Origin of the sequence: Bacillus sp. NPDC077027 (genome assembly GCF_050269555.1) — a bacterium.
Taxonomy (GTDB): domain Bacteria; phylum Bacillota; class Bacilli; order Bacillales; family Bacillaceae; genus Bacillus.
The window spans coordinates 154,355-179,690 of record NZ_JBNNIO010000001.1 but is presented as its reverse complement, the minus strand read 5'-3'; the positions used below and the strand labels follow the sequence as shown (position 1 = coordinate 179,690).

The 25,336-nt window shown below is 40.2% G+C and carries 19 protein-coding genes; 1 reads left to right on the top strand and 18 read right to left on the bottom strand.

The annotated features are described in order from the left end of the window. Positions 1 to 163 precede the first annotated feature (163 nt). The 11 genes from ACQKEZ_RS00985 to ACQKEZ_RS00935 form a co-directional block, all read right to left on the bottom strand. Positions 164 to 1,186 (bottom strand): glyceraldehyde-3-phosphate dehydrogenase, encoded by a 1,023-nt coding sequence (locus tag ACQKEZ_RS00985; RefSeq protein WP_427298004.1) that lies wholly within the window; start codon positions 1,184 to 1,186, stop codon positions 164 to 166. Positions 1,187 to 1,359: 173 nt separating this feature from the next. Continuing rightward, positions 1,360 to 1,965 carry a dephospho-CoA kinase gene (gene coaE, locus ACQKEZ_RS00980; RefSeq protein ID WP_427298002.1) on the bottom strand — a complete coding sequence of 202 codons (606 nt, stop codon included), beginning with the start codon at positions 1,963 to 1,965 and terminating at the stop codon, positions 1,360 to 1,362. Positions 1,966 to 1,978: 13 nt separating this feature from the next. Then, on the bottom strand, positions 1,979 to 2,611 hold the full coding sequence (ytaF, locus tag ACQKEZ_RS00975) for a sporulation membrane protein YtaF (RefSeq protein WP_427298000.1): 633 nt from the start codon (positions 2,609 to 2,611) through the stop codon (positions 1,979 to 1,981). 174 nt (positions 2,612 to 2,785) lie between these two features. Beyond that, positions 2,786 to 3,619: a DNA-formamidopyrimidine glycosylase gene (gene mutM, locus ACQKEZ_RS00970; RefSeq protein WP_427297998.1), complete on the bottom strand. Its 834-nt coding sequence runs from the start codon at positions 3,617 to 3,619 to the stop codon at positions 2,786 to 2,788. Positions 3,620 to 3,650: 31 nt separating this feature from the next. Further along, complete coding sequence (gene polA, locus ACQKEZ_RS00965; RefSeq protein ID WP_427297996.1) at positions 3,651 to 6,290, bottom strand: DNA polymerase I; 2,640 nt, start codon at positions 6,288 to 6,290, stop codon at positions 3,651 to 3,653. A 247-nt stretch (positions 6,291 to 6,537) separates the two neighbouring features. Beyond that, a complete protein-coding gene (gene pnpS, locus ACQKEZ_RS00960; RefSeq protein WP_427297994.1) occupies positions 6,538 to 8,286 on the bottom strand; it encodes a two-component system histidine kinase PnpS in 1,749 nt (582 codons plus the stop codon). Further along, complete coding sequence (locus ACQKEZ_RS00955; RefSeq protein ID WP_427297993.1) at positions 8,279 to 9,007, bottom strand: response regulator; 729 nt, start codon at positions 9,005 to 9,007, stop codon at positions 8,279 to 8,281. The genes pnpS and ACQKEZ_RS00955 overlap by 8 nt, the downstream gene beginning before the upstream one ends. Positions 9,008 to 9,196: 189 nt before the next feature. Next, complete coding sequence (gene mdh, locus ACQKEZ_RS00950) at positions 9,197 to 10,135, bottom strand: malate dehydrogenase (protein ID WP_427297991.1); 939 nt, start codon at positions 10,133 to 10,135, stop codon at positions 9,197 to 9,199. 34 nt (positions 10,136 to 10,169) lie between these two features. Next, complete coding sequence (gene icd, locus ACQKEZ_RS00945) at positions 10,170 to 11,441, bottom strand: NADP-dependent isocitrate dehydrogenase (protein ID WP_427297989.1); 1,272 nt, start codon at positions 11,439 to 11,441, stop codon at positions 10,170 to 10,172. 140 nt (positions 11,442 to 11,581) lie between these two features. Beyond that, positions 11,582 to 12,700 carry a citrate synthase gene (gene citZ, locus ACQKEZ_RS00940; RefSeq protein WP_427297987.1) on the bottom strand — a complete coding sequence of 373 codons (1,119 nt, stop codon included), beginning with the start codon at positions 12,698 to 12,700 and terminating at the stop codon, positions 11,582 to 11,584. A 374-nt stretch (positions 12,701 to 13,074) separates the two neighbouring features. After that, on the bottom strand, positions 13,075 to 13,539 hold the full coding sequence (locus tag ACQKEZ_RS00935) for a DUF441 domain-containing protein (protein WP_427297985.1): 465 nt from the start codon (positions 13,537 to 13,539) through the stop codon (positions 13,075 to 13,077). Positions 13,540 to 13,640: 101 nt separating this feature from the next. On the opposite strand from ACQKEZ_RS00935, the gene ytvI reads away from it, so the two are divergent. Continuing rightward, positions 13,641 to 14,756 carry a sporulation integral membrane protein YtvI gene (ytvI, locus tag ACQKEZ_RS00930; RefSeq protein ID WP_427297983.1) on the top strand — a complete coding sequence of 372 codons (1,116 nt, stop codon included), beginning with the start codon at positions 13,641 to 13,643 and terminating at the stop codon, positions 14,754 to 14,756. Between the two features lie 31 nt (positions 14,757 to 14,787). Here ytvI and ACQKEZ_RS00925 read toward each other — a convergent pair whose 3' ends face one another. From ACQKEZ_RS00925 to dnaE, 7 genes are all read right to left on the bottom strand, one after another. Continuing rightward, positions 14,788 to 15,174, bottom strand: coding sequence for an FxsA family protein (locus ACQKEZ_RS00925; RefSeq protein WP_427297981.1), 387 nt, complete (start codon positions 15,172 to 15,174; stop codon positions 14,788 to 14,790). A 100-nt stretch (positions 15,175 to 15,274) separates the two neighbouring features. Continuing rightward, entirely contained in the window at positions 15,275 to 17,035 is a 1,761-nt protein-coding gene (pyk, locus tag ACQKEZ_RS00920; protein ID WP_427297979.1) for a pyruvate kinase, read from the bottom strand. A gap of 29 nt (positions 17,036 to 17,064) precedes the next feature. Continuing rightward, a complete protein-coding gene (gene pfkA, locus ACQKEZ_RS00915) occupies positions 17,065 to 18,024 on the bottom strand; it encodes a 6-phosphofructokinase (protein ID WP_427297977.1) in 960 nt (319 codons plus the stop codon). A 350-nt stretch (positions 18,025 to 18,374) separates the two neighbouring features. Then, positions 18,375 to 19,352 (bottom strand): acetyl-CoA carboxylase carboxyl transferase subunit alpha, encoded by a 978-nt coding sequence (gene accA / locus ACQKEZ_RS00910; RefSeq protein ID WP_427297975.1) that lies wholly within the window; start codon positions 19,350 to 19,352, stop codon positions 18,375 to 18,377. Beyond that, positions 19,337 to 20,212 (bottom strand): acetyl-CoA carboxylase, carboxyltransferase subunit beta, encoded by an 876-nt coding sequence (accD, locus tag ACQKEZ_RS00905; RefSeq protein ID WP_427297973.1) that lies wholly within the window; start codon positions 20,210 to 20,212, stop codon positions 19,337 to 19,339. The genes accA and accD overlap by 16 nt, the downstream gene beginning before the upstream one ends. 302 nt (positions 20,213 to 20,514) lie before the next feature. Beyond that, positions 20,515 to 21,747: an NAD(P)-dependent malic enzyme gene (locus tag ACQKEZ_RS00900; protein WP_427297971.1), complete on the bottom strand. Its 1,233-nt coding sequence runs from the start codon at positions 21,745 to 21,747 to the stop codon at positions 20,515 to 20,517. Positions 21,748 to 21,887: 140 nt separating this feature from the next. Beyond that, entirely contained in the window at positions 21,888 to 25,223 is a 3,336-nt protein-coding gene (gene dnaE / locus ACQKEZ_RS00895; protein WP_427297969.1) for a DNA polymerase III subunit alpha, read from the bottom strand. Positions 25,224 to 25,336: the final 113 nt, after the last annotated feature.

Here is a 25,336-nt window from a genome sequence, read left to right as displayed (position 1 = left end):
AAAGTTAGTCCTAAGAGGTCCTAACCCTTTAAGTACAGCCGAATGAGTCTGCGAACAAGAAGTTCACGAAAGATAGTATACTTCGTTTGGAACCATTTTGCAAGCTGTGATTTTAATGGGATGTTCACTCATCTCTTGAAAAGGGAAGTTTGTCTTTTTCTTTTCAAACGGTCGAAAGACGCTTCATTCTAGAACCCACATGCTTCACCAGATCCACAACCCGGCAAGAATAACCCCATTCATTGTCATACCAAGCCAGAACTTTCACTTTTTTCCCTTCCATTACCATCGTTGTCAGACCATCAACAACAGCTGAGTATGGATTTGTGTTAAAGTCTGTTGAGACAAGTGGCTCTTCCGTATAATCAAGGATTCCTGCTAATGATGTTTTAGAGGCGTTTGAAAAAGCTGCATTTACTTCTTCTGCTGTCACATCTTTTTTCACATCAACCACAAGATCGACCATTGATACATTCGATACAGGTACTCTTAAAGCGAGTCCATGTAACTTGCCTTTCATATGTGGCAGAACCAAAGAAAGCGCTTTAGCCGCACCCGTCGTAGTTGGAATAATTGATTGGGCACATGCTCTTGCCCGGCGTAAATCTTTGTGCGGATTGTCGATATTTTTTTGGTCATTTGTATATGCATGAACTGTTGTCATCAGACCATTTTCAATACCAAATTCATCATCCAGCAGTTTGACAACCGGAGCTAAACAGTTTGTTGTACAAGAAGCGTTTGAAATAATGACATGTTTTTCAGGATCAAGGTCATCCTCATTGACACCCATCACAATTGTTATATCTTCGTTTTTGCCTGGAGCTGTTAAAATGACTTTTTTCGCTCCTGCATCTATATGACTCATTGCTTGTTCTTTTGAATTAAATTTCCCAGTTGCTTCAATGACGATATCTATATCATACTCTTCCCAAGGAAGCTGTTTCGGGTCTCTGTTATTTAGCAAATGCACCTTTTTTCCATTTACAATCAGTGCATGTTCTTTAGCAATGACATCATGTTCATAACGCCCATGATTTGTGTCATATTTAATTAAATGTGCCAGTGTTTCGGCAGGATAGCTTGCATTAATAGCTACAATTTCAATTTGATCATCAAGCATTGCTTTTCTGAAGACCATGCGTCCAATTCTGCCGAACCCATTGATCGCCGCTTTTACCTTCATGAACAGGTCACTCCTCTATTATGTGTTATACTTAATAATTTTATTTATGAAATTAGTATATCACATTAAAGATCAATTGCCAGTATATAAACGCATGTTTTCTAAAAAGGGCGGATTTTTAACACAAAAAAAGGATGAAAACGTAAAAAAAGTAAGAGTACGTATATGTACCCTTACTTATCTGTATGTTCCCATTCATCCAATATGTTCAACAATTGTTTTCTAACAAAAGCGAAATCTTTCGTATTTTCAATGACGGCATCCGCTCGTTCTCGCTTCTCATCAAGTGACATTTGCGCATGGATTCGTTTTAATGCACCTGCTTCTTTAAGCTGATTACGTTTCATTAAACGCGTTAATTGTAACTCTGGTGTTGTATAGACAACAATGATGCGATCAACAAGTGATTCCAGCTGACTTTCAAATAAAAGAGGAATGTCGAGCACCACAAAGGTTTCTTGCTGATTGATTGCTTCATTTCGTTGCCCTAACATCTCTTTTCTTACTTCTGGATGAACGATTGCATTCAGTTTTTTTCTTTGTTTTTCATCAGAAAAGACAATGTCTCCGAGCTTTTGACGATCCAATTCTCCACTTGGTAGCAATATCTCCTGACCAAAGGTTTGAACGATTTGTTCATAGGCTGGCTTCCCGTGAAGAACAACTTCTTTGGCAATGACATCAGCGTCCACTAGGCGAATGCCTTGTTCTATTATCATTTGCGAGACTGTGCTTTTACCGCTAGCAATCCCGCCTGTTAATCCGACCACGAGCGTCAAGCTGTTTCCTCCTTTATAGCTTCCACACACCGATTAAAATGAGCAAAACTCCAGGTAAGCATGCAAGTTTATCCATCCAGCGCCAATTGGCTAAGTAGTGACCGGCACGCAATCCGATGCAAACAAAAAGCGAACTCATGATGGCGACTGTCACACTCATGACAGCAGGTGAGAAGCCTAAGATGGCAGCACCAATTCCCGCACCAAATGCATCAATGGATAAGGCAATACCAAGTAAAACGGCTTCCATTCCATTAATCGTTCCAGAGCGATCGATGTCTGCACTTGTCGGTTTTCGTAAAATTTGGATGACAAGACCGAGTGATTTCACTTCTACATTCAACAATGTTTTTTCATGTAACAACAAGTCTCGTTCCTTCGCTGGCTTGAAAAATTGGTACAGCACCCAAAGTCCAATCGCAATCAAAATACCTCCGCCAAGCTTATCTGTAACATACACAGGGAGGAATGTTGTCAATAGGTTACCAATCAGCATGGAGATCAGTAAAACAATCCCAGAACAAAAAGCAATAATCACAATGGCTTTAAGGGGAATTTTCATCTTTCGAAGTCCATACGTAAAGCCAACTGAAAAGCTATCAATACTGACTGCAATGGCTAAAAATAGGAGCGAAATTGAAATCATACCTGAACTCTTCCTTTCTGTTCATGCAACGATAATCAAGAGCCTAGTGCGTGAGACTCTTCTTCACTATATGAAGAGCAGGTGGGCTGTGTGTCAGTCTACACCTTGCCGAAACAATCAATGTTTTTTATCGTATGCATGGGTGAAAGGAAGCATGCTGATGACAATCGGGCTTTATTGCGGGTGTTTTTGGCAAGAGACACAGAAATGTGTACCTCTTCCTCCAACAACTGTTTTTTCAATCATATTTCCGCATTTCATGCAAGGTTTCCCTTTTCGATCATAAACGAGCAACTGCATTTGAAATGTACCAATATCTCCTTGAGAGTTGATATACGAACGGATCGTACTGCCTCCCGCTTCAACTGCAACCTTTAGTGTATCCACAATATGTGTATGCAGGGCTGTGCAGGCTTCAAGGCTTATTTCATTCGCCTTTGTTTCAGGATGAATGCCTGATTTAAATAACACTTCATCAACATAGATGTTACCAAGGCCCACGACAATTTTCTGATCAAGCAAGGCTGTTTTGACAGAGCGTGATGTCCGTTTTAATCGCTCCCATAAATATTTCGCTGTAAATTCATCTGAAAAAGGCTCAAACCCGAGTTGTGATAATGGAAGTTCTTTTTCTTGCTCACCAGGCTGAAATAAATGCATTGTCCCAAACTTTCGAACATCATGATACCTAAGCTCAGTACCATCTGTAAATGTAAATACAACATGAACGTGTTTATCATAAGGCTCATCTGCCTTATGTACTCGATATTTCCCTTCCATTCTGAGGTGGGATACCATCACATAATGATCAAGATGAAATAACAGGAATTTCCCTCTTCTTTCAATGATATGAATGGTTTCACCCACCAGCATTCTTGCGAACTCCTCCGGTTCCCCAGGACGTTTGATGATCTTTGGCCATCTAATATCGACCGTTTCAATCTTTTTTCCTTTGACTAGCCCGTTTAGAGTGCGCCGGACGGTTTCAACTTCTGGTAATTCCGGCATGCTCCTCGCTCCCTTTCAATTTCTCTCTTTTTTACTTTGCATCGTACCAGGATGCGCCTGAAGCGTAATCTACTTTCAGAGGTACATCAAGCTGAAGTGCATTCTCCATTACCTCTGGTACGATTTTTTCTAAAATAGCAATTTCTTCTTTTGGTGCTTCGAAAATCAGTTCATCGTGCACCTGCAATAGAAGGTTTGCCTGTAATTTTTCTTCTTTTAACTTAAATGCCATATCAATCATTGCTTTCTTAATGATATCTGCGGCACTTCCCTGGATTGGGGTATTCATTGCTGTTCTTTCAGCAAAACTTTTCACATTAAAGTTGCGGCTCGTAATGTCTGGAATGTAGCGTCTTCTCTTCAGCAAGGTCGTCACGTAGCCAGTTTGTTTTGCTTCTTGTATGATGTCTTCCATATATGTTTGAACGCCTTGGAAGCTTTTTAAATATCGTTCAATAAAGGCTGCGGCTTCTTTCCTTGTAATTCCAAGGTTTTGAGATAATCCATAATCACTAATACCGTATACGATACCAAAGTTTACTGCCTTTGCCTGTCTTCTCATGGAAGATGTAACTTCATCTTCTGAAACATGGAAAACGTCCATCGCTGTTTTTGTATGGATGTCCATATCGTTTGTAAAAGCCTCTATTAGGTTCTCATCTTGAGAAATGTGTGCGAGGACACGTAGTTCGATTTGCGAATAGTCTGCGGCAAAAATGAGCCATCCTTCTTTTGAAGGGACGAACGCTTGGCGAATTTTTCTGCCTTCCTCAAGGCGAATTGGGATGTTTTGCAGATTCGGATCTGTAGAGCTTAAACGTCCAGTTTGTGTCAGTGCTTGGTTAAATCTCGTATGGACTTTATGTGTATCCTTACGCGTGACCTTCAGTAGCCCTTCGACATAGGTGGATTGAAGCTTTCCAATTTGTCGATAATGTAAGATAGAACGAATAATCTCATGCTTGTCCTCAAGTTTTTCTAGCACATCTGCAGACGTAGAATAGCCGGTTTTCGTTTTCTTTATAGCAGGAAGTCCAAGTTTATCAAACAAAATGACACCTAGCTGTTTTGGAGAATTGATGTTAAACGTTTCTCCTGCTAAACGGTGAATCGTTTCTTCGTATTCCTTCAGCTTGCGTGTTAGCTCTTCGCCCATTTTTTCAAGGCGGTGAATGTCTACCTTCACTCCCAGTGATTCCATTTCACCTAAAATCAGAGCGAGCGGAAGCTCTAGATCCTCGTAAAGCTCATGCTGATCGTTGTTTTCTAGTGCTTCTAGTGTCAGGTCATGCAGAGCTGTAATCGCTGCTGCTTTTCTGCCAAGATGATTCTTTAACTCCTCTTCATCAGGAATCGCTTGTTTAGCGCCTTTTCCATAAACAGTCTCATCAGGGTGAGCGACATGGAGTCCGTATTCTTTTGCGACACTTGCCACATCGTCATAAGATTTCTGAGGGTTCACGACATATGATGCAAGGAGAACATCATAATTCACACCTTTTAAATTCACATCATGCCACCGAAGGGCAACAACTGCTCTTTTTGAGTCAAATACCCACTTTTTCTTCTTTTCATCTTGTGCCCATTGTTTAAAGGCGTCAGATTGCAATGCATCCTCTTTTTTGATAAAAAAAGCGCCATTTTCATTGTGAATGGCAAAGCCGATCATTTCCGCTTCATGATAGTTTTCACCAAGCTGTTCAACAACTAGGGCTGCACGATCTGTTAAGATGTCATCTGTGAGCTCTTTACATGCGACTACTTCTAACGAGTCAAAGACTTCAGGTTCATTTGTTTCTGGTGACTCTCCTACTCGCTCAAGTAACGTATTGAAGCCTAGTTCTTTAAACAGCGCAATTACCCGATCCATTTTAGGGCCTTCATAGGCTAATTCATTGCTAGTTACTTCAAGTGGTGTTTCCACATGAATCGTCGCTAGCTGTTTGCTCATCTTCGCTTGTTCTTTGAATTCCTCAAGCTTTTCCTTCAGTTTCTTACCGCTCACTTCATCAATATGTTCAAGTAAGTTTTCAACGGTTTCAAATTGCTTCAAAAGTTTAATGGCTGTTTTTTCACCGACACCAGGCACACCGGGGATGTTATCAGAGGAATCACCCATTAGCCCTTTCATATCAATAATTTGCTCTGGGCGTAGCCCGTACTTTTCTTCAATATGTGCTGGTGTATAGTATTCGACTTCTGTAATCCCTTTTTTCGTAATGGCCACCGTTGTTTTTTCTGTAGCCAGTTGTGTTAAGTCCTTATCCCCTGAAAAAATCTTGACATCAAAGCCGTTCTTTTCTGCTTCAACTGCCAGTGTACCGATAATGTCATCTGCTTCATAATTAGGCAGTTCATATCTTTGAATATTGTAAGCATCTAACAGTTCACGAATAAAAGGCATTTGTTCAGATAACTCTGGCGGGGTTTTTTGTCGTCCACCTTTATATTCCTGAAATGTCTCGTGACGGAATGTCGTCTTGCCCGCATCAAATGCAACTAGCATGTGTGTTGGTTTTTCATCCTCTAGCATTTTCATCAGGATCATCGCAAACCCATAGATTGCATTGGTATGTACACCTTTATCGCTTGATAGCAATGGTAGAGCAAAAAAAGCTCGATATGCGAGGCTATTTCCATCAACAAGCACTAATTTTTTTTTGTCTGTCATTTTCTATTCCTCCATCGACTAAGCACATAAGTCGTCTCTTATTCATGGTCGTATGTTTATTCTATCAGAGTTCATTTTGAAAAGAAAATAGCCGAACCTGCATAAAAAAAGGGACGAAAACAACTTGTGTTTTCGTCCTTCCAAAATTGGCTCCTTGGATGAAGGGGTTCTTATTCATCCTATCAATGATTGTTTAACCTATCATGAATCCATTGTAAAGATCATGTAAATTTTTAACGGCACTTCTCTATTTTTTCTTTGCTTTTAAGCTCACAGTAAAAGTTGTTCCTTTTCCTTGCTTACTGCTTACAGAAATGGACCCTTCATGTGCTTCAACAAGGTGCTTCACAATCGCAAGGCCAAGCCCAGTGCCTCCAGAATTACGGCTTCTGTCTTTATCAATTCGATAGAAACGTTCAAAGATTCGTGGAATTTCGCTTTTCTTCATACCAACACCAGTATCCGCAACATCAAATTCATGATATTCCTTTCTTGGTCTAGCAGAAATGGTAATGGTTCCCCCTTCTGGCGTATACGCTAATGCATTGTTGACGAGGTTTAAAAAGATTTGCTTTAATCTTAACGGATCTGCCATGACATGTGTGGATTCTGTAGGCACATTGATCTTTAATAGGATTCCTTTTTCCGCTGCTTTTTGCCTCAGGAGGGCTTCAATTTCTTGAATAATCTCCGTTGCATTTGTCTCTTGAATATTTAACTTAAAATGCTGTTGCTCAATTTTAGAAAGGTCTAGTAAATCTTGAATGAGCGTCTCTAGTCGGACACTTTCTTTTAATATAATTGAAAGGAAATTCGTTAGAGCTTCTTTGTCATCTACCGCCCCATCAAGAAGCGTCTCAGTGAATCCCTTAATCGAGGTAATCGGTGTTTTCAGTTCATGAGATACGTTGGCAACAAAGTCCTTTCTCATTTGCTCTAGCTGCTTTGTTTCTGTGACATCGTGAAAAACTAAAACAATCCCTTTCCATTCATCGTCTGTACTTAATATAGGAACACCATCAACCTGAAAGTAGCGGCGTTCTATATCAATGGCTAGACGGAAGAATTTACGTACCTTTGTTTCTGACATAAAGATCTCATCAATTAGCTCGACGATCTCTTCATGTGTGAAGGCATCATGATAAAGCTTGTGCATATAAATATGCTTTTGGACTTTGAATTGCTTCCTAAAAGTACGGTTAATCAGGTTAATATAGCCCATTTTATCAATCAGTATAATGCCCGCACCAATATTTTCGATCACTGTTTGAAGTCGATCTCTCTGCATTTCACCTGAGCTAGTCATCTCTTGTAAACTTTCGGCAAGCCGCTTCATCGACGTATTCAGTTCACTCGTTTCAATCATGAATTCAGCATAGTTATTCGTATCATAGTTCCCGCGTTCAAGCCGCTTGGCAACTTTTGTGGCGTAATCAATCGGTTTCACATATTTCATAGACATACGATAGCCAAAGAAAACGATGATAATAATAGCTGTTCCAAGACAAAGAGCTAATGCCATCCAAAGCTGGTCATCTATTTCGTCAAAAGGATGAAAGGAGGCGTTTAAAAATAAGTACCCTGCTTTTCCGTTACCTCCATCTATTGGTACAACATAATGGAACAAGGTATCACTTCCGTCTTCAATGACACCGCCTTTTGCTTCAAGGCTTGAATTTTGAAGTGCTTTTCCAATGATCGCTTCTTGTTCTTTTTGTCCAGATGCATGTACAATCTTCCCATTTTGATCAACAATGGTTGCATTCATATTTAAATGCTGTTTTGCCTTGTTTAGGATCTGCTCATTTTGCTTAGAGCTAAGAGCGTCACCATTCATCATAGAGAGTAAATAGCTTGATTCTTTCTCCATTCTTTCTGTTAATTTTGTTTCATAGAACACGTGAAACATATGGTCAAGAAAGAGGCCCAAACCTAAAAAGACAATAAAGAGAAGAAAGATGAGTCCAGAAAAAAGACGTGTTCTGATCTTACTCATTTGACTTCGGCTCTTCTAGCTTGTAGCCTAATCCGCGAATGGTTTTAATATATGTCGGTTTTTTTGTATTCTTTTCAATTTTGTCGCGTAAATGACTGATATGTACATCGACAATACGGGTATCTCCTGCAAAGTCATAATTCCAGACTGCACTTAACAACAGGTCACGCGTCAATACACGCCCTTTGTGTTTTGCTAAATAGAGTAGCAATTCAAATTCCTTCGGCGTGAGTTCTAACCGTTCCTCTTGAAAATACACCTCATAGTGATCAGGTAAGATTCTAAGGTCACCGATCTTGATCTGATTGCTTATGCTTGCCTCATTGTCTCCTTGCTCATTCACTGGCTGCGCTTGTTGCGCTCTTCGTAAAATGGCTTTTACCCGCGCGCCTACTTCTCTAGGACTGAATGGCTTTGTCATGTAATCGTCTGCACCGAGTTCAAGGCCAAGCACTTTGTCAAATTCGTCGTCCTTTGCTGTCAGCATTAAGATAGGGAACATCATCTTCTGTATTCTAAGCTGTTTGCACACTTCAATACCATCCATTTTAGGCAACATTAAGTCCAGCACAATCAGATCGGGTTGTTCACTAGCGGCTTTTTCCAAAGCTTCCTCTCCGTCCCTTGCTGTAACGACATCATAACCTGCCCTTTCAAGATTGTAGCTCAGAAGTGTCACAATTGATTCTTCGTCATCCACAACTAATATTTTTTTATTCATGTTGTGCCTCCAATTAGTTGATTTCCCCTGCATCCTTATTTTTCTATTTTATGTGAAAAAGCGAGAAGTCATGCTCTCTATTTTATTTTAACGAAAGCTTAACAGGAGAACAATTTAAATTTTAGTAAGCTTCATTTGATACATAAAAAAGAAGGCTTCTGCCAAAAGAAGCCTTCTTTAATGACGTGATTATGATAATACTTTCATAACATTTTTAACAGATTCAACAGAGCGATCTAACTGGCTCTTTTCTTCTACTGTTAACTCAAGCTCAATAATTTGTTCAAGTCCGTTACCTCCAACAATTGTTGGCACTCCAAGGTAAATTCCTTCATAACCGTATTCACCTTCAAGGTAAGCAATTGTTGGCATCACGCGACGTTGGTCTTTCAGAATCGCTTCGACCATTTCAACAAGTGAAGCAGCAGGAGCATAGTATGCACTACCATTTCCTAGCAAGTTCACAATCTCGCCGCCACCTTTTCTTGTTCTTTCAACAATGGCTTCAATTCGATCTTTTGGAATCAACGTCTCTAGTGGGATACCTCCAGCATAAGAGTAACGTACAAGTGGTACCATGTCATCGCCATGTCCACCGAGAACAAAACCTGTTACATCTTTAACAGATAGGTTTAATTCTTGAGCTACAAACGTTCTGAAACGTGCTGTATCAAGAATACCTGACTGACCAATGACTCTCTCTTTTGGTAATCCTGATTCTTTGTACACTGCATACGTCATGGCATCAACAGGGTTTGTTAAGACAACGATGATCGTGTCTGGAGAATACTTGACGATTTCACGAGTGACACTTCTCATAATCTTTTCGTTCGTCGATACGAGATCATCACGGCTCATTCCTGGCTTTCTGGCAATTCCTGCCGTAATGACCACTACATCAGAACCGGCTGTATCTTCGTAATTTGAAGTTCCTGTGATGTTTGCATCGAAACCTTGAACCGGGCTAGCTTCAAGCATGTCGAGCGCTTTCCCTTTAGTTGGGTTTTCAAGTTGCGGAATGTCAACTAATACAACATCCGCTAATTCTTTTTGAGCAGTTAAAAATGCTGTTGTAGCACCAGTAAAACCTGCTCCAATGACAGATACTTTTTTACGCTTGTTCGCCATTTCCCTTTTCCCCTTTACCTTTAAAGTATAAGAATCAAGATAAGTTTTTGATGAGCTCATCAGCAAACTCAGAACATTTCACTTCTGTTGCACCATCCATCAATCTAGCAAAATCGTAAGTAACCACTTTCGAAGCAATCGTTTTTTCAACAGATTGAATCACAAGGTCTGCCGCTTCTTGCCAGCCAAGGTGCTCAAGAAGAAGCACACCAGATAGAAGAACAGAGGATGGGTTCACTTTATCAAGACCAGCATATTTCGGAGCCGTTCCATGAGTTGCTTCGAAAATAGCGTGTCCAGTTTCGTAGTTAATGTTTGCTCCAGGCGCAATTCCGATTCCACCAACTTGTGCAGCAAGTGCATCAGAAATGTAATCACCGTTTAAGTTCATTGTTGCAACAACATCAAACTCACTTGGGCGAGTTAAAATTTGTTGAAGGAAAATGTCTGCAATGCTGTCTTTGACAATCACTTTGCCAGCAGCTTCTGCTTCACTTTGCGCTTTGTTCGCCGCATCTTTTCCATCCTTTTCAACAATGCGATCATATTGTGCCCACGTAAAGACCTTGTCGCCAAACTCTTTTTCAGCCACTTCGTAGCCCCAGTTTTTGAATGCTCCTTCAGTAAACTTCATGATGTTTCCTTTATGAACAAGCGTAACTGACTTACGACCTTGGTCAATCGCATATTGAATTGCCGCTCTGACAAGACGATGAGTTCCCTCTTCTGATACAGGTTTAATACCGATACCTGATGTTTCTGGGAAACGGATTTTACTTACACCTAATTCATTCTTCAAGAAATCAATTAGTTTTTTCACTTCATCAGAGCCTTTTGCATACTCGATTCCTGCATAGATGTCCTCTGTATTCTCACGGAAAATGACCATATCAGTGTCTTGCGGACGTTTAACAGGAGATGGTACACCTTGGAACCAACGCACTGGGCGAAGGCAAGTAAATAGATCAAGTTCTTGTCTTAGTGCAACGTTCAATGAACGAATACCACCACCGATTGGTGTTGTCAGTGGACCCTTAATGGCAATTAAGTATTCACGAATATCTTCAAGTGTTTGCTCAGGAAGCCATTCACCCGTTTTATTGTAAGCTTTCTCACCTGCATATACTTCTTTCCAAGTGATTTGCTTTTCACCCTTATATGCTTTTTCTACTGCAGCTTCAATAACTCTTGATGCTGCTTTCCAAATGTCAGGACCGATTCCGTCCCCTTCAATAAACGGGATAATTGGATTGTTTGGGACATTCAATACGCCGCCAGTAACTGTAATTTTTTCGCCTTGTGACAATGATATTACCTCCCAGGTTATGTAGTGAATATTTTAAACTTCTTTGCTTGTCTACAAGCTAAGCAAGTTTTTCACGAGTTGGTTCTTTGATACGGAGGCTGATTTAATTTGTGTGTCAGCCTCCGATTATTCTATAGACATTAGTCTCTTTCACTGATCGGAACAAACTTTTGCATATCAGGTCCGATGTAATCAGCTCTTGGACGGATGAGACGGTTGTTGTCATATTGCTCTAGGATATGAGCGATCCATCCGGAAAATCTGCTGATCACAAAAATTGGTGTAAATAGATCATGGTCAATACCAAGACTGTGATAAACAGATGCAGAATAGAAATCTACATTCGGTGGAAGATTTTTCTCTGATGTTACGATTTCCTCTGCACGAATAGACATTTCATACCATTTAGGTTCGCCTGTTAGGTTTGTTAAACGCTTGCTCATTTCTTTCAGGTGCTTCGCACGTGGATCACCTTGACGGTAGACACGGTGTCCAAAGCCCATGATCTTTTCTTTCTTCTCTAGCTTATCATGAATATAGGAATCTACGTTTTTGAGTTCGCCAATTTCAGAGAGCATCTTCATCACGCCTTCATTGGCGCCACCATGTAGAGGTCCTTTTAATGCACCGATAGCTGCTGTAATGCCAGAGTAGATATCAGATAGTGTAGCAACACATACTCTTGCTGTAAATGTCGAAGCATTTAGTTCATGATCTGCATGCAGGATCAAAGCTTTGTCAATCGCTTCAATTTCAACCGGAGATGGCTCTTCGCCTTTGAGCATATACAAGAAGTTTGCAGCATAGCTGTATTCTTCTTTCGGTTGTACAGGCTCTAGTCCCTTTCGAATACGTGAAAATGTAGCGACAAGTCCAGTAATTTTCGCTTGAAGGCGGATCGCCTTTCTGTAATTCGCTTCTTTGTCCATCACTTCTGATTCATCATCTAATAAGCCTAAGTATGATACGGCTGTTCGAATCGCTGACATTGGATGAACATTCTCGAGCGAGTATGATTTAAAATGCTCAATCAACTCCTGTGGTATGTGAGCATTTTCAGCGAGCTGTTGTTTTAATTCCTTTAGCTCCTGCTCATTTGGCAACTTTAGGTGCCATAACAGGTAGACAATTTCTTCAAATGTAGCATTTTCGGTTAAATCATCGATGTTGTACCCTACGTAAGTAAGAGTATCGTCGATAATGGAACTTACAGATGAAGTTGTTGCCACAATACCTTCAAGACCTCTTGTTGCTGTCATATTCAATCTCCCCTTTTTAAAAAAAATTCCCCTTTGTTACAGAATTCTCATTTTTTGAAAGCGCTAACCAATCAGGATATGAATTCATCTCACAAAAGAAAATGCTTACATTTACCTATACGATCAGGGCGCTTTTATACTCATTTCACTTATGTGAATAATGAGTCCAAAATTAAGCCTATTCCCATTATAAACAATAATCAGACATTTGTTAAATGTTTAACTATAATTTTTTTTTATAAATTTTTTTCCAACCTTGTGAACAGACCATGACATAAAGGGATTCCCCTTCTTTAAATATATTTAATTATGTTTTTTTGCAAAAGCTCATATGAGAAAAAATGAAGATGAAAGTAGCTTTTGCCACTTTCACTTCAACCGCTGAAAAATTTGACCGCCTGCATCGCCAAATAAGCAATACCTGCACCTATCAGTGGGCCGACTGCCACACCTTTAAATAAACTCACTGCCAAAATTGTCCCTAATACAAGTGCCGCTGTAATGTGCGGATCGTTTTCGAGTAAAACAATTCCATTTTTCGCAATGAGTGCAACAAGAATTCCTGCACCAAGAGCAATCCAAGCATATGAAGAGCGAAGTGCTTCACTAAGCTGCTTAAACCCAATGTCACCTGTTGCAATTGGGACAAGTACCGCAATCGTAATCACAGTTACACCCCAGTTAACTCCTTTTGTTTGTAAAACCGGAAAGATTTTTTGATCTAGCCCGATGACCTTAATCGCAATCAATACAGAAACAGCTAAAATTAACGAGTTATTTTTAGCAATGAGTGCAACTGCAAGTAAAAGAACTAAAAATAAATTAGCCTGTGTAAACATGATATCGCTCGTCTCCTTTCTTTTTTTGACGACCTTTTCATATTACTAATCTTTTTGAATAAAATGAAGTATCGGACATGCTTTCTTTAGGAGGTTATCATTTGAACCAGGCCTATTTTGCTATTTTTTTGCGTGGGCTTTTTATGATATTGATCGTTTCATTTCTCGCTTCCTTCTTGTATCACTCTTTGTTATACTTATATCCATTTTGGATTGCTCTTTTCGTCTCTTGTTTGATACACCCTGCCGTTTGTAAAATTGAAGAAGCGACTGGTCTACCTAGAGGACTTGCTGTATGTATTGTATTGTTATTATTTTTTTTGGTTGGCGCTGGGCTCATCACACTGCTCATTGCTGAAATCATTACTGGTAGTGCTTATCTTGCGAAAGTATTGCCACATCATCTCCAGCATATGACCCGGGTCTTTGAACTTTTTTTCACAGAAAGAATTTTGCCTTTATATCATGATCTCACCACACAGTTTAATACACTTCATGCAGATCAAAAGGAATCCATCTTAGGTCAAATTCAAACACTCGGTGATGAAGCAGCTACAAAGGTTGGGGTTCTCCTATCAAAAATACTTGAATTCATCCCATCATTTTTAGGTCTTTTGCCTGATACAGCAGCGACTCTTTTATTCTCTGCACTCGCAACCTTTTTTATCACAAAAGATTGGTTTAAGCTTAAAGAACGCCTTTCATGTGTATTTCCAAAACAGTGGATGTTGCACACAAACGCCATTGTATCTGAACTAAAAAAAGCGATCTCTGGCTTTATAAAAGCTCAATTACTGCTCGTTTCGATCACCATCGGGATTGTTTTCATCGGTTTGCTTTTGCTCAAGGTAGAGCATGCTCTGGTCATTTCCCTTTTGATCGGTTTTGTGGATTTGATGCCTTACATCGGGAGTGGAATCGTATTACTCCCATGGTTGATCTATGCTGCGATGACAGGAAATCTCTCCTTCGCTATTGGACTGGGCATTTTATATATTGTTGTTCTTCTGCAAAGACAGCTGACAGAGCCTAAAGTCTTAAGTAAATCGATCGGTTTAAACCCTCTAGCCACCCTTGTAGCACTTTTTGTTGGCTTAAAAATGTTCGGTTTTCTCGGACTTGTACTTGGCCCCACCTTTTTAGTTTTGTGGCAGGCATTCAGTCATGCGGGCGTAATTCATGATATCCGTACTTACATTATGAATGGTACAAAATAAAAGAGACCATTCTAAAAATAGAATGGTCTCTTTATTTAATAATGGTATAACGTCTGCGGTTTGAAATATTTCTTAACCAACGCTCTAGTAATGGTTTCATTCGTTTTCTTGTAAACGGAATGAGAAGCAACGCACCAATGAAGTCAGATAAAAAGCCTGGGATTAATAGGAGCAATCCCCCTGCTAAAATACAGAATCCATCGACAATTGACGCACCTGGCATTCTTCCATATTGTAGATCCCGTTGTACTTTTTGATACACTTCAACGCCTTGTTTCTTTGCTAAATACGCACCAAGTATACTAGTGAGTAGAATCAACAGCACTGTTGGTAGTACGCCAATTAGCTTACTTGATGTCAAAAATAACCCAATTTCAACAGTGGGAAATAGAATCATAAACAGTAAAAAATATTTCAATCACATCACCTCAGGGTGTCTTTTCAATGACTACTGACTCTTTCATTTTCAGTGTACCATAAAAAAAGAGAGGAGTCAGATAACTCCCCTCGTGTTTCACTTAAAGGACGCTAGCGCGACCTTTATAAATGGCTCCTCTTGCAGGATCAACCGTAATTTCTTCGCCCTCTTTTAAGATAGTAGTTGCATTCTCAAGGCCTACAATTACAGGGATACCAAGGCTTAGTCCAACAACCGCTGCATGGCTTGTTAATCCGCCTTCTTCGGTAATGAGTGCAGAGGCTTTCTCAAGTGCCCCCATCATGTCACGGTCTGTGCAGTTTGCAACAAGAATGGCGCCATCTTTCATCTTTTCGTCTGCTTCTTGTCCACTTTGAGCAACGACAACAGGACCAAATGCAGATTTACGACCAATTCCTTGTCCCTTTGCAATAATGTCTCCTACAACATAAACCTTCATTAAGTTTGTTGTACCTGCTTCACCAACTGGTACGCCAGCAGTTATAACAATGAGATCACCATGAGTGACATGGCCAGATTCGATTGATTTTTCCACTGCATTTTCAAGCATTTCATCTGTAGAATTTGTATTCGAGCCACTCTTCGCAAATACACCAAATACAAGTGATAGCTTTCTTGCAACAGATTGATTAGCAGTCACTGCCACGATCGGCGCTTTCGGTCTGTATTTAGAAATCATTCTTGCTGTATGACCGCTTTCCGTTGGTGTGACAATCGCGGCTACATCAAGCTTCATTGCTGTGTGAGCAACTGATTGACCAATTGCATCTGTGATTGTGACCTCAACCTCTTCGCTTCTGCGAGAGAGAATGGCTTTATAGTTCAATGCTTCCTCTGAGCGTGAAGCGATGTTGTGCATAGTTTGAACCGCTTCAACTGGGTAAGTACCTGCTGCTGTTTCTCCAGATAGCATAATTGCATCAGTACCATCGAAGATCGCATTTGCCACATCACTTGCTTCCGCACGCGTTGGGCGTGGATTACGCTGCATGCTGTCAAGCATTTGTGTTGCCGTGATGACTGGCTTTCCTAACTTGTTACATTTTTTGATTAGCATTTTTTGAACTAGTGGTACCTCTTCAGCTGGGATTTCAACTCCGAGGTCACCACGAGCTACCATAAGGCCGTCTGATACTTCAAGGATTTCATCAATGTTATCTACGCCTTCTTGGTTTTCAATTTTCGGGATAATTTGAATGTCCGTCGCATTGTTCTTTTCAAGAAGCTTACGAATCTCAAGGACGTCTGAAGCTCTTCTGACAAATGAAGCTGCAATGAAGTCTACACCTTGCTCAATTCCAAATAAAATATCGTTGGCATCTTTTTCTGTAATACCCGGAAGATTCACGCTCACACCTGGTACGTTGACACCTTTTTTGTTTTTAAGTGTTCCAGTATTGAGGACCTTTGTTAAAATTTCTTTACGGGCAAGGTTGATCTCTTTTACTTCAAGACCGATGAGACCATCGTCTAATAGGATGATTGATCCAGCTTCGACATCGTTGATCAAGTCCTCATATGTAACACTGATTTTTTCTGTATTTCCGACAATGTCTTCCATACTTATGATGAGGTCTGTGCCTGCAACAAGCTCAATTGATCCGTTTTCGACTGTACGTGTTCGGATTTCTGGACCTTTTGTATCAAGAAGGATGGCAATATCCTTGTCTAGTTTTTTTCCGGCTTTTCGAATATTTTCAATCCGTGCACCATGTTCATCAAAATCCCCATGAGAGAAGTTTAGTCTGGCCACATTCATTCCTGCTTCAATCAAGTCTGTCAGCTTCTCAATGCTTTCGCTCGCTGGACCGATTGTACAAACAATTTTTGTCTTTCTCATTCACTGTTCCTCCTAAAGTCTTCTCGTTTTTAGATTGAGAGCTCTTGTGAAAGTCGGTACATATTTTGATCGACTGTATGCTTCTGATCTAAAATATCTAATATATCATGATGAATTAATTCGTTGTTTTGAATTCCAACACAACGTCCACCATTTCCTTCAAGTAATAGCTCGACTGCATAAGCACCTAAACGACTAGCAAGCACTCGGTCAAAAGCACTTGGTGAACCACCGCGTTGAATATGGCCAAGAACAGACACACGTGTTTCTAGGCTTGTCTCTTCTTCAATTCGTTTACCAAAATCAACCCCGCTACCAATACCTTCTGCCATGACAATGATGCTGTGCTTCTTCCCACGTTCATGTCCTCTTCTCAGACGGGCAATAATTTCGTCCATGTCATAGTCTGCTTCTGGAATCAGAATGGATTCAGCTCCACCAGCAAGACCCGACCAAAGAGCAATATCTCCAGCATGTCTGCCCATTACTTCAATTACGTATGTACGTTCATGAGATGTAGCAGTATCACGAATTTTATCGATTGCATCAATGACTGTGTTAAGAGCCGTATCAAATCCAATCGTAAAATCAGTACCTGGAATATCATTATCAATCGTACCTGGAACTCCTACACATGGGAAACCGTGCTCGGTTAATTTTTTCGCACCCATGTAAGAACCGTCTCCACCGATGACAACGAGACCTTCAATACCGAATTTTTGTAGGTTTTCAATTCCTTTTTCACGACCTTCAACTGTCTTGAATTCAGGACATCTTGCCGTATAAAGCTTTGTTCCACCACGATGAATAATATCGCCTACTGAACCAATTTCGAGTTTTTCAATTTTACCGTTAATTAGACCTGAATACCCATTATAAATACCGTATACTTCAACATTATGGTAAATTGCTTTTCTGACAACTGCGCGCACAGCTGCATTCATTCCTGGGGAATCCCCACCGCTCGTTAAAACTCCAATACGCTTCATCTTTTTCACCTCAGAGACCATATATGAATTAAACATACCATTTCCACTGCTTTAAAACAATCTTGAGCAAAAACGGGTGTTTTTAATTCTAATTTCTAAAACCGTCCTTATTATACAATTAAATAAACTGTTTTTAAACAAAAGTTAAGAGACCAATGTAAACATTTATTTTTCAACAAAGTGTCTAAATCACTCTCAGTGCGTGTGTACCAAGGGGTTTACACATTTTTATTTTTATGAAAACAAAAGATAATTATTTTCAAATAGTGCTTTCAAAATGGTCCTTTTTCTGAAAAAAGATGAAAAAACGAGAAAAAAATAAACGCCAGCCAAAAAGGCTGTACGTTTATTTAGTTTACCCCAATATATTGATCTTCAATCGAAACTTTACCAATTGATCTGTATTTTTGATATCTTTGTTCAATCAGCTCTTCTGGACTTAACTTGAGCAAAGATGAAAGTGATTGTGTTATTGTTTCTTTGATATAGGCTGCTTGTTGTTTTAAGTCTCTATGAGCTCCACCTTGTACTTCTTTAATAACATCATCTATAATATCTAATTCTTTCAGGTCGGGAGCGGTGATCTTCATTGTTTCTGCAGCTTTCTTAGCAAGTGATGAATCTTTCCAGAGCAGTGCAGCTGCACCCTCAGGAGAAATAACGGAAAACGTTGAGTTCTCCAACATGTATAGATGATTGCCCACGCCAAGTCCTAGCGCTCCACCACTTCCACCTTCACCGATGACGATGCAGACGACAGGTACACGAAGTCCAGCCATTTCAAATAAGTTTTTCGCGATGGCTTCACTTTGTCCACGTTCTTCAGCAGCTTTACCTGGATAAGCGCCTTTTGTGTCGATAAAGCAGATGATCGGACGGTTAAACTTATCCGCCTGTTTCATCAAACGAAGTGCTTTGCGGTAGCCTTCTGGATGAGGCATCCCGAAATTACGACGAAGGTTTTCTTTTGTGTCTTTGCCTCGTTGATGACCGATGACTGTTACTGGAAGTCCCTTAAAAGAAGCAATTCCACTTACAATCGCTTCGTCGTCACCATAGAAGCGGTCACCGTGACACTCAAAAAAGTCTTCAAACAGCTCTTGAATGTAATCGAGAGTTGTTGGGCGCATTGGGTGTCGTGCAATTTGCACTCTGTCCCATGGCTTTAAATTTGTATAAATGTCTGTTTCAAGCTTACTCAAACGGGCTTCAAGGCGCTCAATTTCTGTACTCAAATCCATTTCTGAGTTTTGTGTGAACTTCTTTAGTTCGTCAATTTTAGCTCGAAGCTCTATGACAGGTTTTTCAAATTCTAGTTCTCCAGCCACTCTCGCTCACCCCCTGTGCTGTGTAATTTCAAAATTTGACCTAATGATTTTTTCATATCTGCACGGTGAATAACTGCATCAAGCTGACCATGCTTCAATAAAAATTCTGCCGTTTGGAAATCTTCTGGCAGGTCTTCTCGAATCGTTTGTTCAATGATTCTACGTCCTGCAAAACCAATCAGTGCACCTGGCTCTGCAAAATTATAATCGCCAAGTGATGCAAAACTTGCCGATACACCGCCAGTTGTCGGATTGGTCATAACTGAGATGATCAGACCTTTTTCCTCACTGAACAACTTTAGTGCTGAGCTTGTCTTTGTCATCTGCATGAGACTTAAAATACCCTCTTGCATTCTTGCCCCACCAGACGCTGTGAAAATAATAAATGGTACCTTGTCCGCTTTCGCTTTCTCAATAGCAAGTGTGATTTTTTCACCGACGACAGAACCCATACTTCCCATACGGAAAGTTGCATCCATTACAGCGATGATGGCACTTTGGCCTTCAATATTTCCTTTACCTGTGACGACTGCCTCATTCAAAGATGTTTTTTGTCTGTCTTTCTCAAGCTTCTCTAAATATCCAGGGAAGCCGAGCGGGTTTTCTGATATGAAATGTCCATTGAATTCTTCGAATGAGCCACCATCCATAATGCTCTCAATTCGCTGCTTTGCATTCATTTGCAAATGCCTGTCGCAATTCATGCAAACACGTAAGTTTTTATCTAGTTCTTTTGTGAGCATTATTTTTTTACATTGCGGACATTTGGTCATGATGCCTTCAGGCACATCTTGACTTGCCTGTTCAGAAGGTACAGATGCATATTTTTTCTTTTTACTGAAAATATTCTTTATTGACAATTGACTACCTCCCTTTTTGAAGGGTTTTTTCTTTACACGCACATCCACTATTATAGGACATGTCATTACTGTACCGAAACTATTGTACTTTTTTTGTCAAACGCTGTCATCCTTCATTCAATTTTTTCAGTGGGGATTTGACGAGAAATGATTGTGTATTAGGGGAGCTGAGCAGTTGGTACATTTGAATTGTGAACGTCTACAAAAAAAACTCCATTGACATAAAAAAATTTTCATTGAAGGATAGGATGATGCACGTTTTTCTTCCATTTTCTGAAAAACGTGCACATTCCTCTGTTTCCTTATTCGCCGATAATTGCTAGCTTTCTTGTTTTTTCAGCTACGTCTTCTGGGTCTACTTTGATTCTTGCTACACCTGTTTCCATCGCTGCTTTTGCAACTGCTTTTGCAACTGCAGGTGCTACGCGTGGGTCAAATGGCGCAGGGATGACGTGTTCTGCTGTTAATTCTTCATCAGATACAAGAGATGCAATGGCTTCAACTGCTGCAATCTTCATTTCCTCGTTGATGTGCGTTGCACGTACATCAAGAGCACCACGGAAGATTCCAGGGAACGCAAGCACGTTATTCACTTGGTTCGGGAAGTCAGAACGTCCAGTTCCAACAACACTTGCACCGGCTGCATGAGCATCTTCAGGCATAATCTCTGGATTTGGATTGGCCATTGCGAAAATGACAGGTTCTTTTGCCATTTTTTTCACCATTTCTTTTGTTAATGCGCCTGCAGCTGACACTCCGATGAATACGTCAGCACCTTCAATGACATCTTCGAGTGTACCTTCCTGACGATCTTGGTTCGTAAATGTTGCTACTTCATTTTTCACTGGGTTCATTCCGTTAGGACGACCTTCGTAAATCGCACCTTTCGTATCGCACATGATGATATCGCGTACACCGAAATGATGAAGAAGCTTAATGATCGCAATCCCAGCAGCACCCGCACCATTTGCCACGACTTTGATTGAAGACATGGATTTTCCAGATAGTTTCAAGGCATTGACAAGCCCTGCAACTGTGACAATCGCTGTCCCATGTTGATCATCATGGAATACAGGAATATTTGTTTCTTTTTTCAAGCGCTCTTCAATAATAAAGCAGTTAGGCGCTGCAATATCCTCTAGGTTGACACCGCCAAATGTTGGTTCAAGCAACTTTACTGTGTTCACAATTTGATCCACATCATTTGTTGCAAGTGCAATTGGGAACGCATCTACGCCGGCAAAGCTTTTAAACAAAACAGCTTTCCCTTCCATAACAGGAAGAGACGCTTCTGCACCGATATTACCTAGACCCAAAACAGCGCTTCCGTCTGTGACAACAGCTACCATGTTGCCTTTCATTGTATAATCATATACTTTACTTTTATCGTCATAAATATCTTTACATGGCTCTGCAACACCAGGTGAGTAAGCCAAGCTTAAATCTTTCGCATTTTTCACTGGTACTTTTGATTTTGATTCAAGTTTGCCTTGATTCTCTTTGTGCATATGTAATGCTTCTTCTCTTAATGACATGTGATTAACACTCCTTCAAGTGGAAAATGATTTAGATGGTTGCTAAGTAAATAAGCACATACTGGCAGTTTAAATACACAGAATCTTTAAAATGATAACACAATTAGTCTATTTGTAAAGCACATTGCAAGAAATTGTCATCATTTAATCACAACATTTTGTTCACCGAGCATTTCTTTTAATTGGAATAAAACAGCATGATCGGTGTGCACCTTGTATGCATCTGGAAGCTTGATTGTCTTTTTCTGTTTTTCGTAATATAAATAGACGTCGGCATCTCCTCGATGTTCAGAGATGATACGCTTTACTTGCTCCAGCAAATCCTGCGAGTGATGCTGTTCCTTTACTCGAATATACACTGCCTCTTGTCTTTTTGTGTTCATTTCTTCAAGTAAGACAGCGTCTTGTACGATGATTTGACTGCTGTCATTTCTGAAATCCATTCTGCCCTCAACATAAAGCAGTCTGCCCTCCTCAAATAAGGGTGACAGCTTTCTAAATTGCTCTGGAAAGACAACACCTTCCAATTCTCCCGTTTCATCCCCAAAGGTGACAAATGCCATAGATTGTCCATTCTTCGTCCGAATCGCTTTCATTTTTGTCAATAGTCCACCTAATGAGACCTTTTGTTTCATATAGGAAGGAAGTCCGATAACCTCCAATGCCCCTTTCTGTTTCAAACGGTCTCGATAAGATTGAACTGGGTGGTTTGATAAGTATAGGCCAAGAGCCTCTTTTTCAAATTGCAGTAAATCCACTAGAGGTAACTCTTCAACCTCAGCATATTTTGGCTTAATTGTGAAACTTGTATCCCCAAGAAAGTCAAACTGATCTCCCGGTGAAATAAATTGCGCGTGATCAAATGCAATATCTATAGATGCTAATAAAGAGGCACGATTGGGATGAAATTCATCCATTGCTCCTGCAAAAACAAGTGCTTCCATTGTTTTTCTATTTACACTCTTTGGCGATACCCTTGCACAAAAATCAAATAAGTCTTCAAACGGCTTTTCCTGTCTTGCTTTGTAAATATCCTTCACTGCTGACACTCCGACATTTTTGATCGCTCTTAAGCTATATCGGATCTCCCCTTTTTCGACCGTAAATGGAAATTCACTCTTATTAATAGAGGGCTTCAACACCGAGATGCCTTTTTCCTTCGCCTCATAAAAATATTGAGCTACTTTGTCTTCATTTCCAATTACGCTTGTCAACAATCCACATATAAAATGTAGCGGATAATGCGCTTTTAAATAAGCAAGCTGAAAGCCAATCATGCTATATGCCACTGCATGGCTTCTATTAAAACCATAGTTTGCAAATTTGACAATTAAATCATAAACGTCATTTGCAATGTTAACAGGATACTCTTTTTTTATGCATCCTTCAACAAAATGGCTTCGTTGCTCATCCAGAACGCGTTTATCCTTTTTGGACACAGCTCTTCTTAAAAGGTCAGCCTCTCCTAGTTTGAAGCCTGCCATTTTTGATGCAATAAGCATAATTTGCTCCTGATACACAATCACGCCATACGTATCCTTCAAAATTTCGTCTAGATCAGGATGTGGGTATGTGACTTTCGTCCGTCCATGCTTCCGATCAATAAATAATGGGATATTCTCCATCGGCCCTGGACGGTACAAAGCGTTAACGGTCATAATATCTTCTAAACTAGATGGTTTTAGTCTGCGTAGCACTTGTCTCATTCCCTGTGATTCAAGCTGAAAAATGCCTGTTGTATCTCCAGCAGATAGCAGTTCAAACGTTTTTTCATCATGATAAGAGATGCTACTAAAGTTGATGTAGACATTTTCTTGCCTTTCAATCAGGTTTTTAATGGACTCAATTAAGGTTAAGTTACGCAGACCGAGAAAATCCATCTTGAGCAGGCCGAGATCTTCTAAATAATTCATTGCATACTGGGTCAAATAGACACCTTCATGCCCTTCTTGAACTGGGACAACCTGTGTAAGTGGTTCCTCACTTAAAACAACACCCGCCGCATGTGTAGATGTATGTCTTGGCAGGCCTTCAATCGCAAGTGCTGTTTTGAATACAGCGCGAAGCTGCTCAGAGTCTTGAAGCAACCTCTTCAGTTCTGGGGACAATGAGACGGCATCTGTTAATGTCGTGCCCGGCTTTGATGGAATCAGTTTTGCAAGTCGATCCGCCGATTTTGAATCAATGCCCATGACGCGCCCAACATCTCTTAATGCCGCTTTGGCAGCTAGTGTTCCGAAAGTCACAATTTGTGCTACATGCATTTCTCCATATTTATCTTTTACATAAGCAATGATTTCATCACGCCTTGTATCTGGAAAATCAATATCAATATCCGGCATGCTTATTCTTTCTGGGTTCAAAAACCGCTCAAATAATAAGCCATAACGAATCGGATCAACGTCTGTAATAAAGAGTACATAGGCAACTAGTGAGCCGGCTGCTGATCCCCGCCCCGGTCCTGTGACAATACCATGCTCGTGGGCATACTTCATAAAATCCCAGACAATTAAAAAGTAATCGCTAAAATTCATGCGTTGTATAATATCTAACTCGTATGTAAGCCTTTTAGTATAGGTTTGATCTGTATCTAGCCGACGTTTTTTCAAACCATCCATACACACTTTTCTTAAATAATCATCTGCTAAAGAATGATCTGGTGTAGGAAATCGTGGTAGCTTTGTTTGCCCTAGGTTTAAATCAACTTGGCACCTCTCTGCAATGGCACACGTCCGGGCAAGCAGCTCTGTTTCGTTTTCATATAAATGTCCCATCTCTTCCATCGACCTCAGATGCTTGTCACCTTGTTCTTCTTCCATTTCTACTAGCTTTACACCCGCTTTGATAGCCTTCAAACAAACATAGGCAGTCTTGTCTTGTTGGTGTATATAATGAACATCACCAGTGGCTACAAGTGGTATGCCGGTCTCTTTTGACAGATCATGAAGCATCTTCACAAGCGATGTCTCTTGCTGAAAACGTTGATCCGCTAAGTAGACATTTCCTTCTCCAAATACTTCTTTTAGCTTTAAGGCCGCGCGATGTGCCTCTTCTTTTTGTCCGTTTTGTAGCAAAGTTTCTATATAACCTTTGCCGCCAGGAGTAATGGCGATCAAGTCCTCATGATAGCTTTGTAGCCATTTTTCTTTTAGCCCATCTTTTGACTTTGATTTAAGAACACTACTAATTTTGATGAGATTTTGATAACCTTTGTTCGTTTTTGCCAGCAATATAAGAGGGTAAGCCTCTGTCTCATGTTCATCTGTAAAGACAGAAGCTGTTAACCCGATCACTGGTTTAAGACCGTGTTTCTTGCACTCTTTATAAAATTCAACCGTTCCATACATCACATGATCATCAGTTAAGGCAAGTGCCTTGTAGCCAAGCTCTTTTGCCTGTAGCACGAGTTCTTTCACTTTTGCCGCACTGTCTAGCAAACTATAGCCGCTATGGACTTGAAGATGAACGTAAGACATGCTTGATCCGCTCCTTTCCCGTAAGAATTGATTCTTTTATTATAAAACGCGATGCGATGAGAAACAAATGTTCTTTCTTTTTGCCTCTGTTCATACTTGTCCGATGTTGACCA

What these genes read in the sequence shown, in the direction of transcription:
- ACQKEZ_RS00985 (WP_427298004.1), bottom strand. Translation starts at nt 1,186, where the DNA reads ATGAAGGTAAAAGCGGCGATCAATGGGTTCGGCAGAATTGGACGCATG.
- ytaF (WP_427298000.1), bottom strand. Translation starts at nt 2,611, where the DNA reads ATGATTTCAATTTCGCTCCTATTTTTAGCCATTGCAGTCAGTATTGAT.
- mutM (WP_427297998.1), bottom strand. Translation starts at nt 3,619, where the DNA reads ATGCCGGAATTACCAGAAGTTGAAACCGTCCGGCGCACTCTAAACGGG.
- polA (WP_427297996.1), bottom strand. Translation starts at nt 6,290, where the DNA reads ATGACAGACAAAAAAAAATTAGTGCTTGTTGATGGAAATAGCCTCGCA.
- pnpS (WP_427297994.1), bottom strand. Translation starts at nt 8,286, where the DNA reads ATGAGTAAGATCAGAACACGTCTTTTTTCTGGACTCATCTTTCTTCTC.
- ACQKEZ_RS00955 (WP_427297993.1), bottom strand. Translation starts at nt 9,007, where the DNA reads ATGAATAAAAAAATATTAGTTGTGGATGACGAAGAATCAATTGTGACA.
- mdh (WP_427297991.1), bottom strand. Translation starts at nt 10,135, where the DNA reads ATGGCGAACAAGCGTAAAAAAGTATCTGTCATTGGAGCAGGTTTTACT.
- citZ (WP_427297987.1), bottom strand. Translation starts at nt 12,700, where the DNA reads ATGACAGCAACAAGAGGTCTTGAAGGTATTGTGGCAACAACTTCATCT.
- ACQKEZ_RS00935 (WP_427297985.1), bottom strand. Translation starts at nt 13,539, where the DNA reads ATGTTTACACAGGCTAATTTATTTTTAGTTCTTTTACTTGCAGTTGCA.
- pyk (WP_427297979.1), bottom strand. Translation starts at nt 17,035, where the DNA reads ATGAGAAAGACAAAAATTGTTTGTACAATCGGTCCAGCGAGCGAAAGC.
- pfkA (WP_427297977.1), bottom strand. Translation starts at nt 18,024, where the DNA reads ATGAAGCGTATTGGAGTTTTAACGAGCGGTGGGGATTCCCCAGGAATG.
- ACQKEZ_RS00900 (WP_427297971.1), bottom strand. Translation starts at nt 21,747, where the DNA reads ATGTCATTAAGAGAAGAAGCATTACATATGCACAAAGAGAATCAAGGC.
- dnaE (WP_427297969.1), bottom strand. Translation starts at nt 25,223, where the DNA reads ATGTCTTACGTTCATCTTCAAGTCCATAGCGGCTATAGTTTGCTAGAC.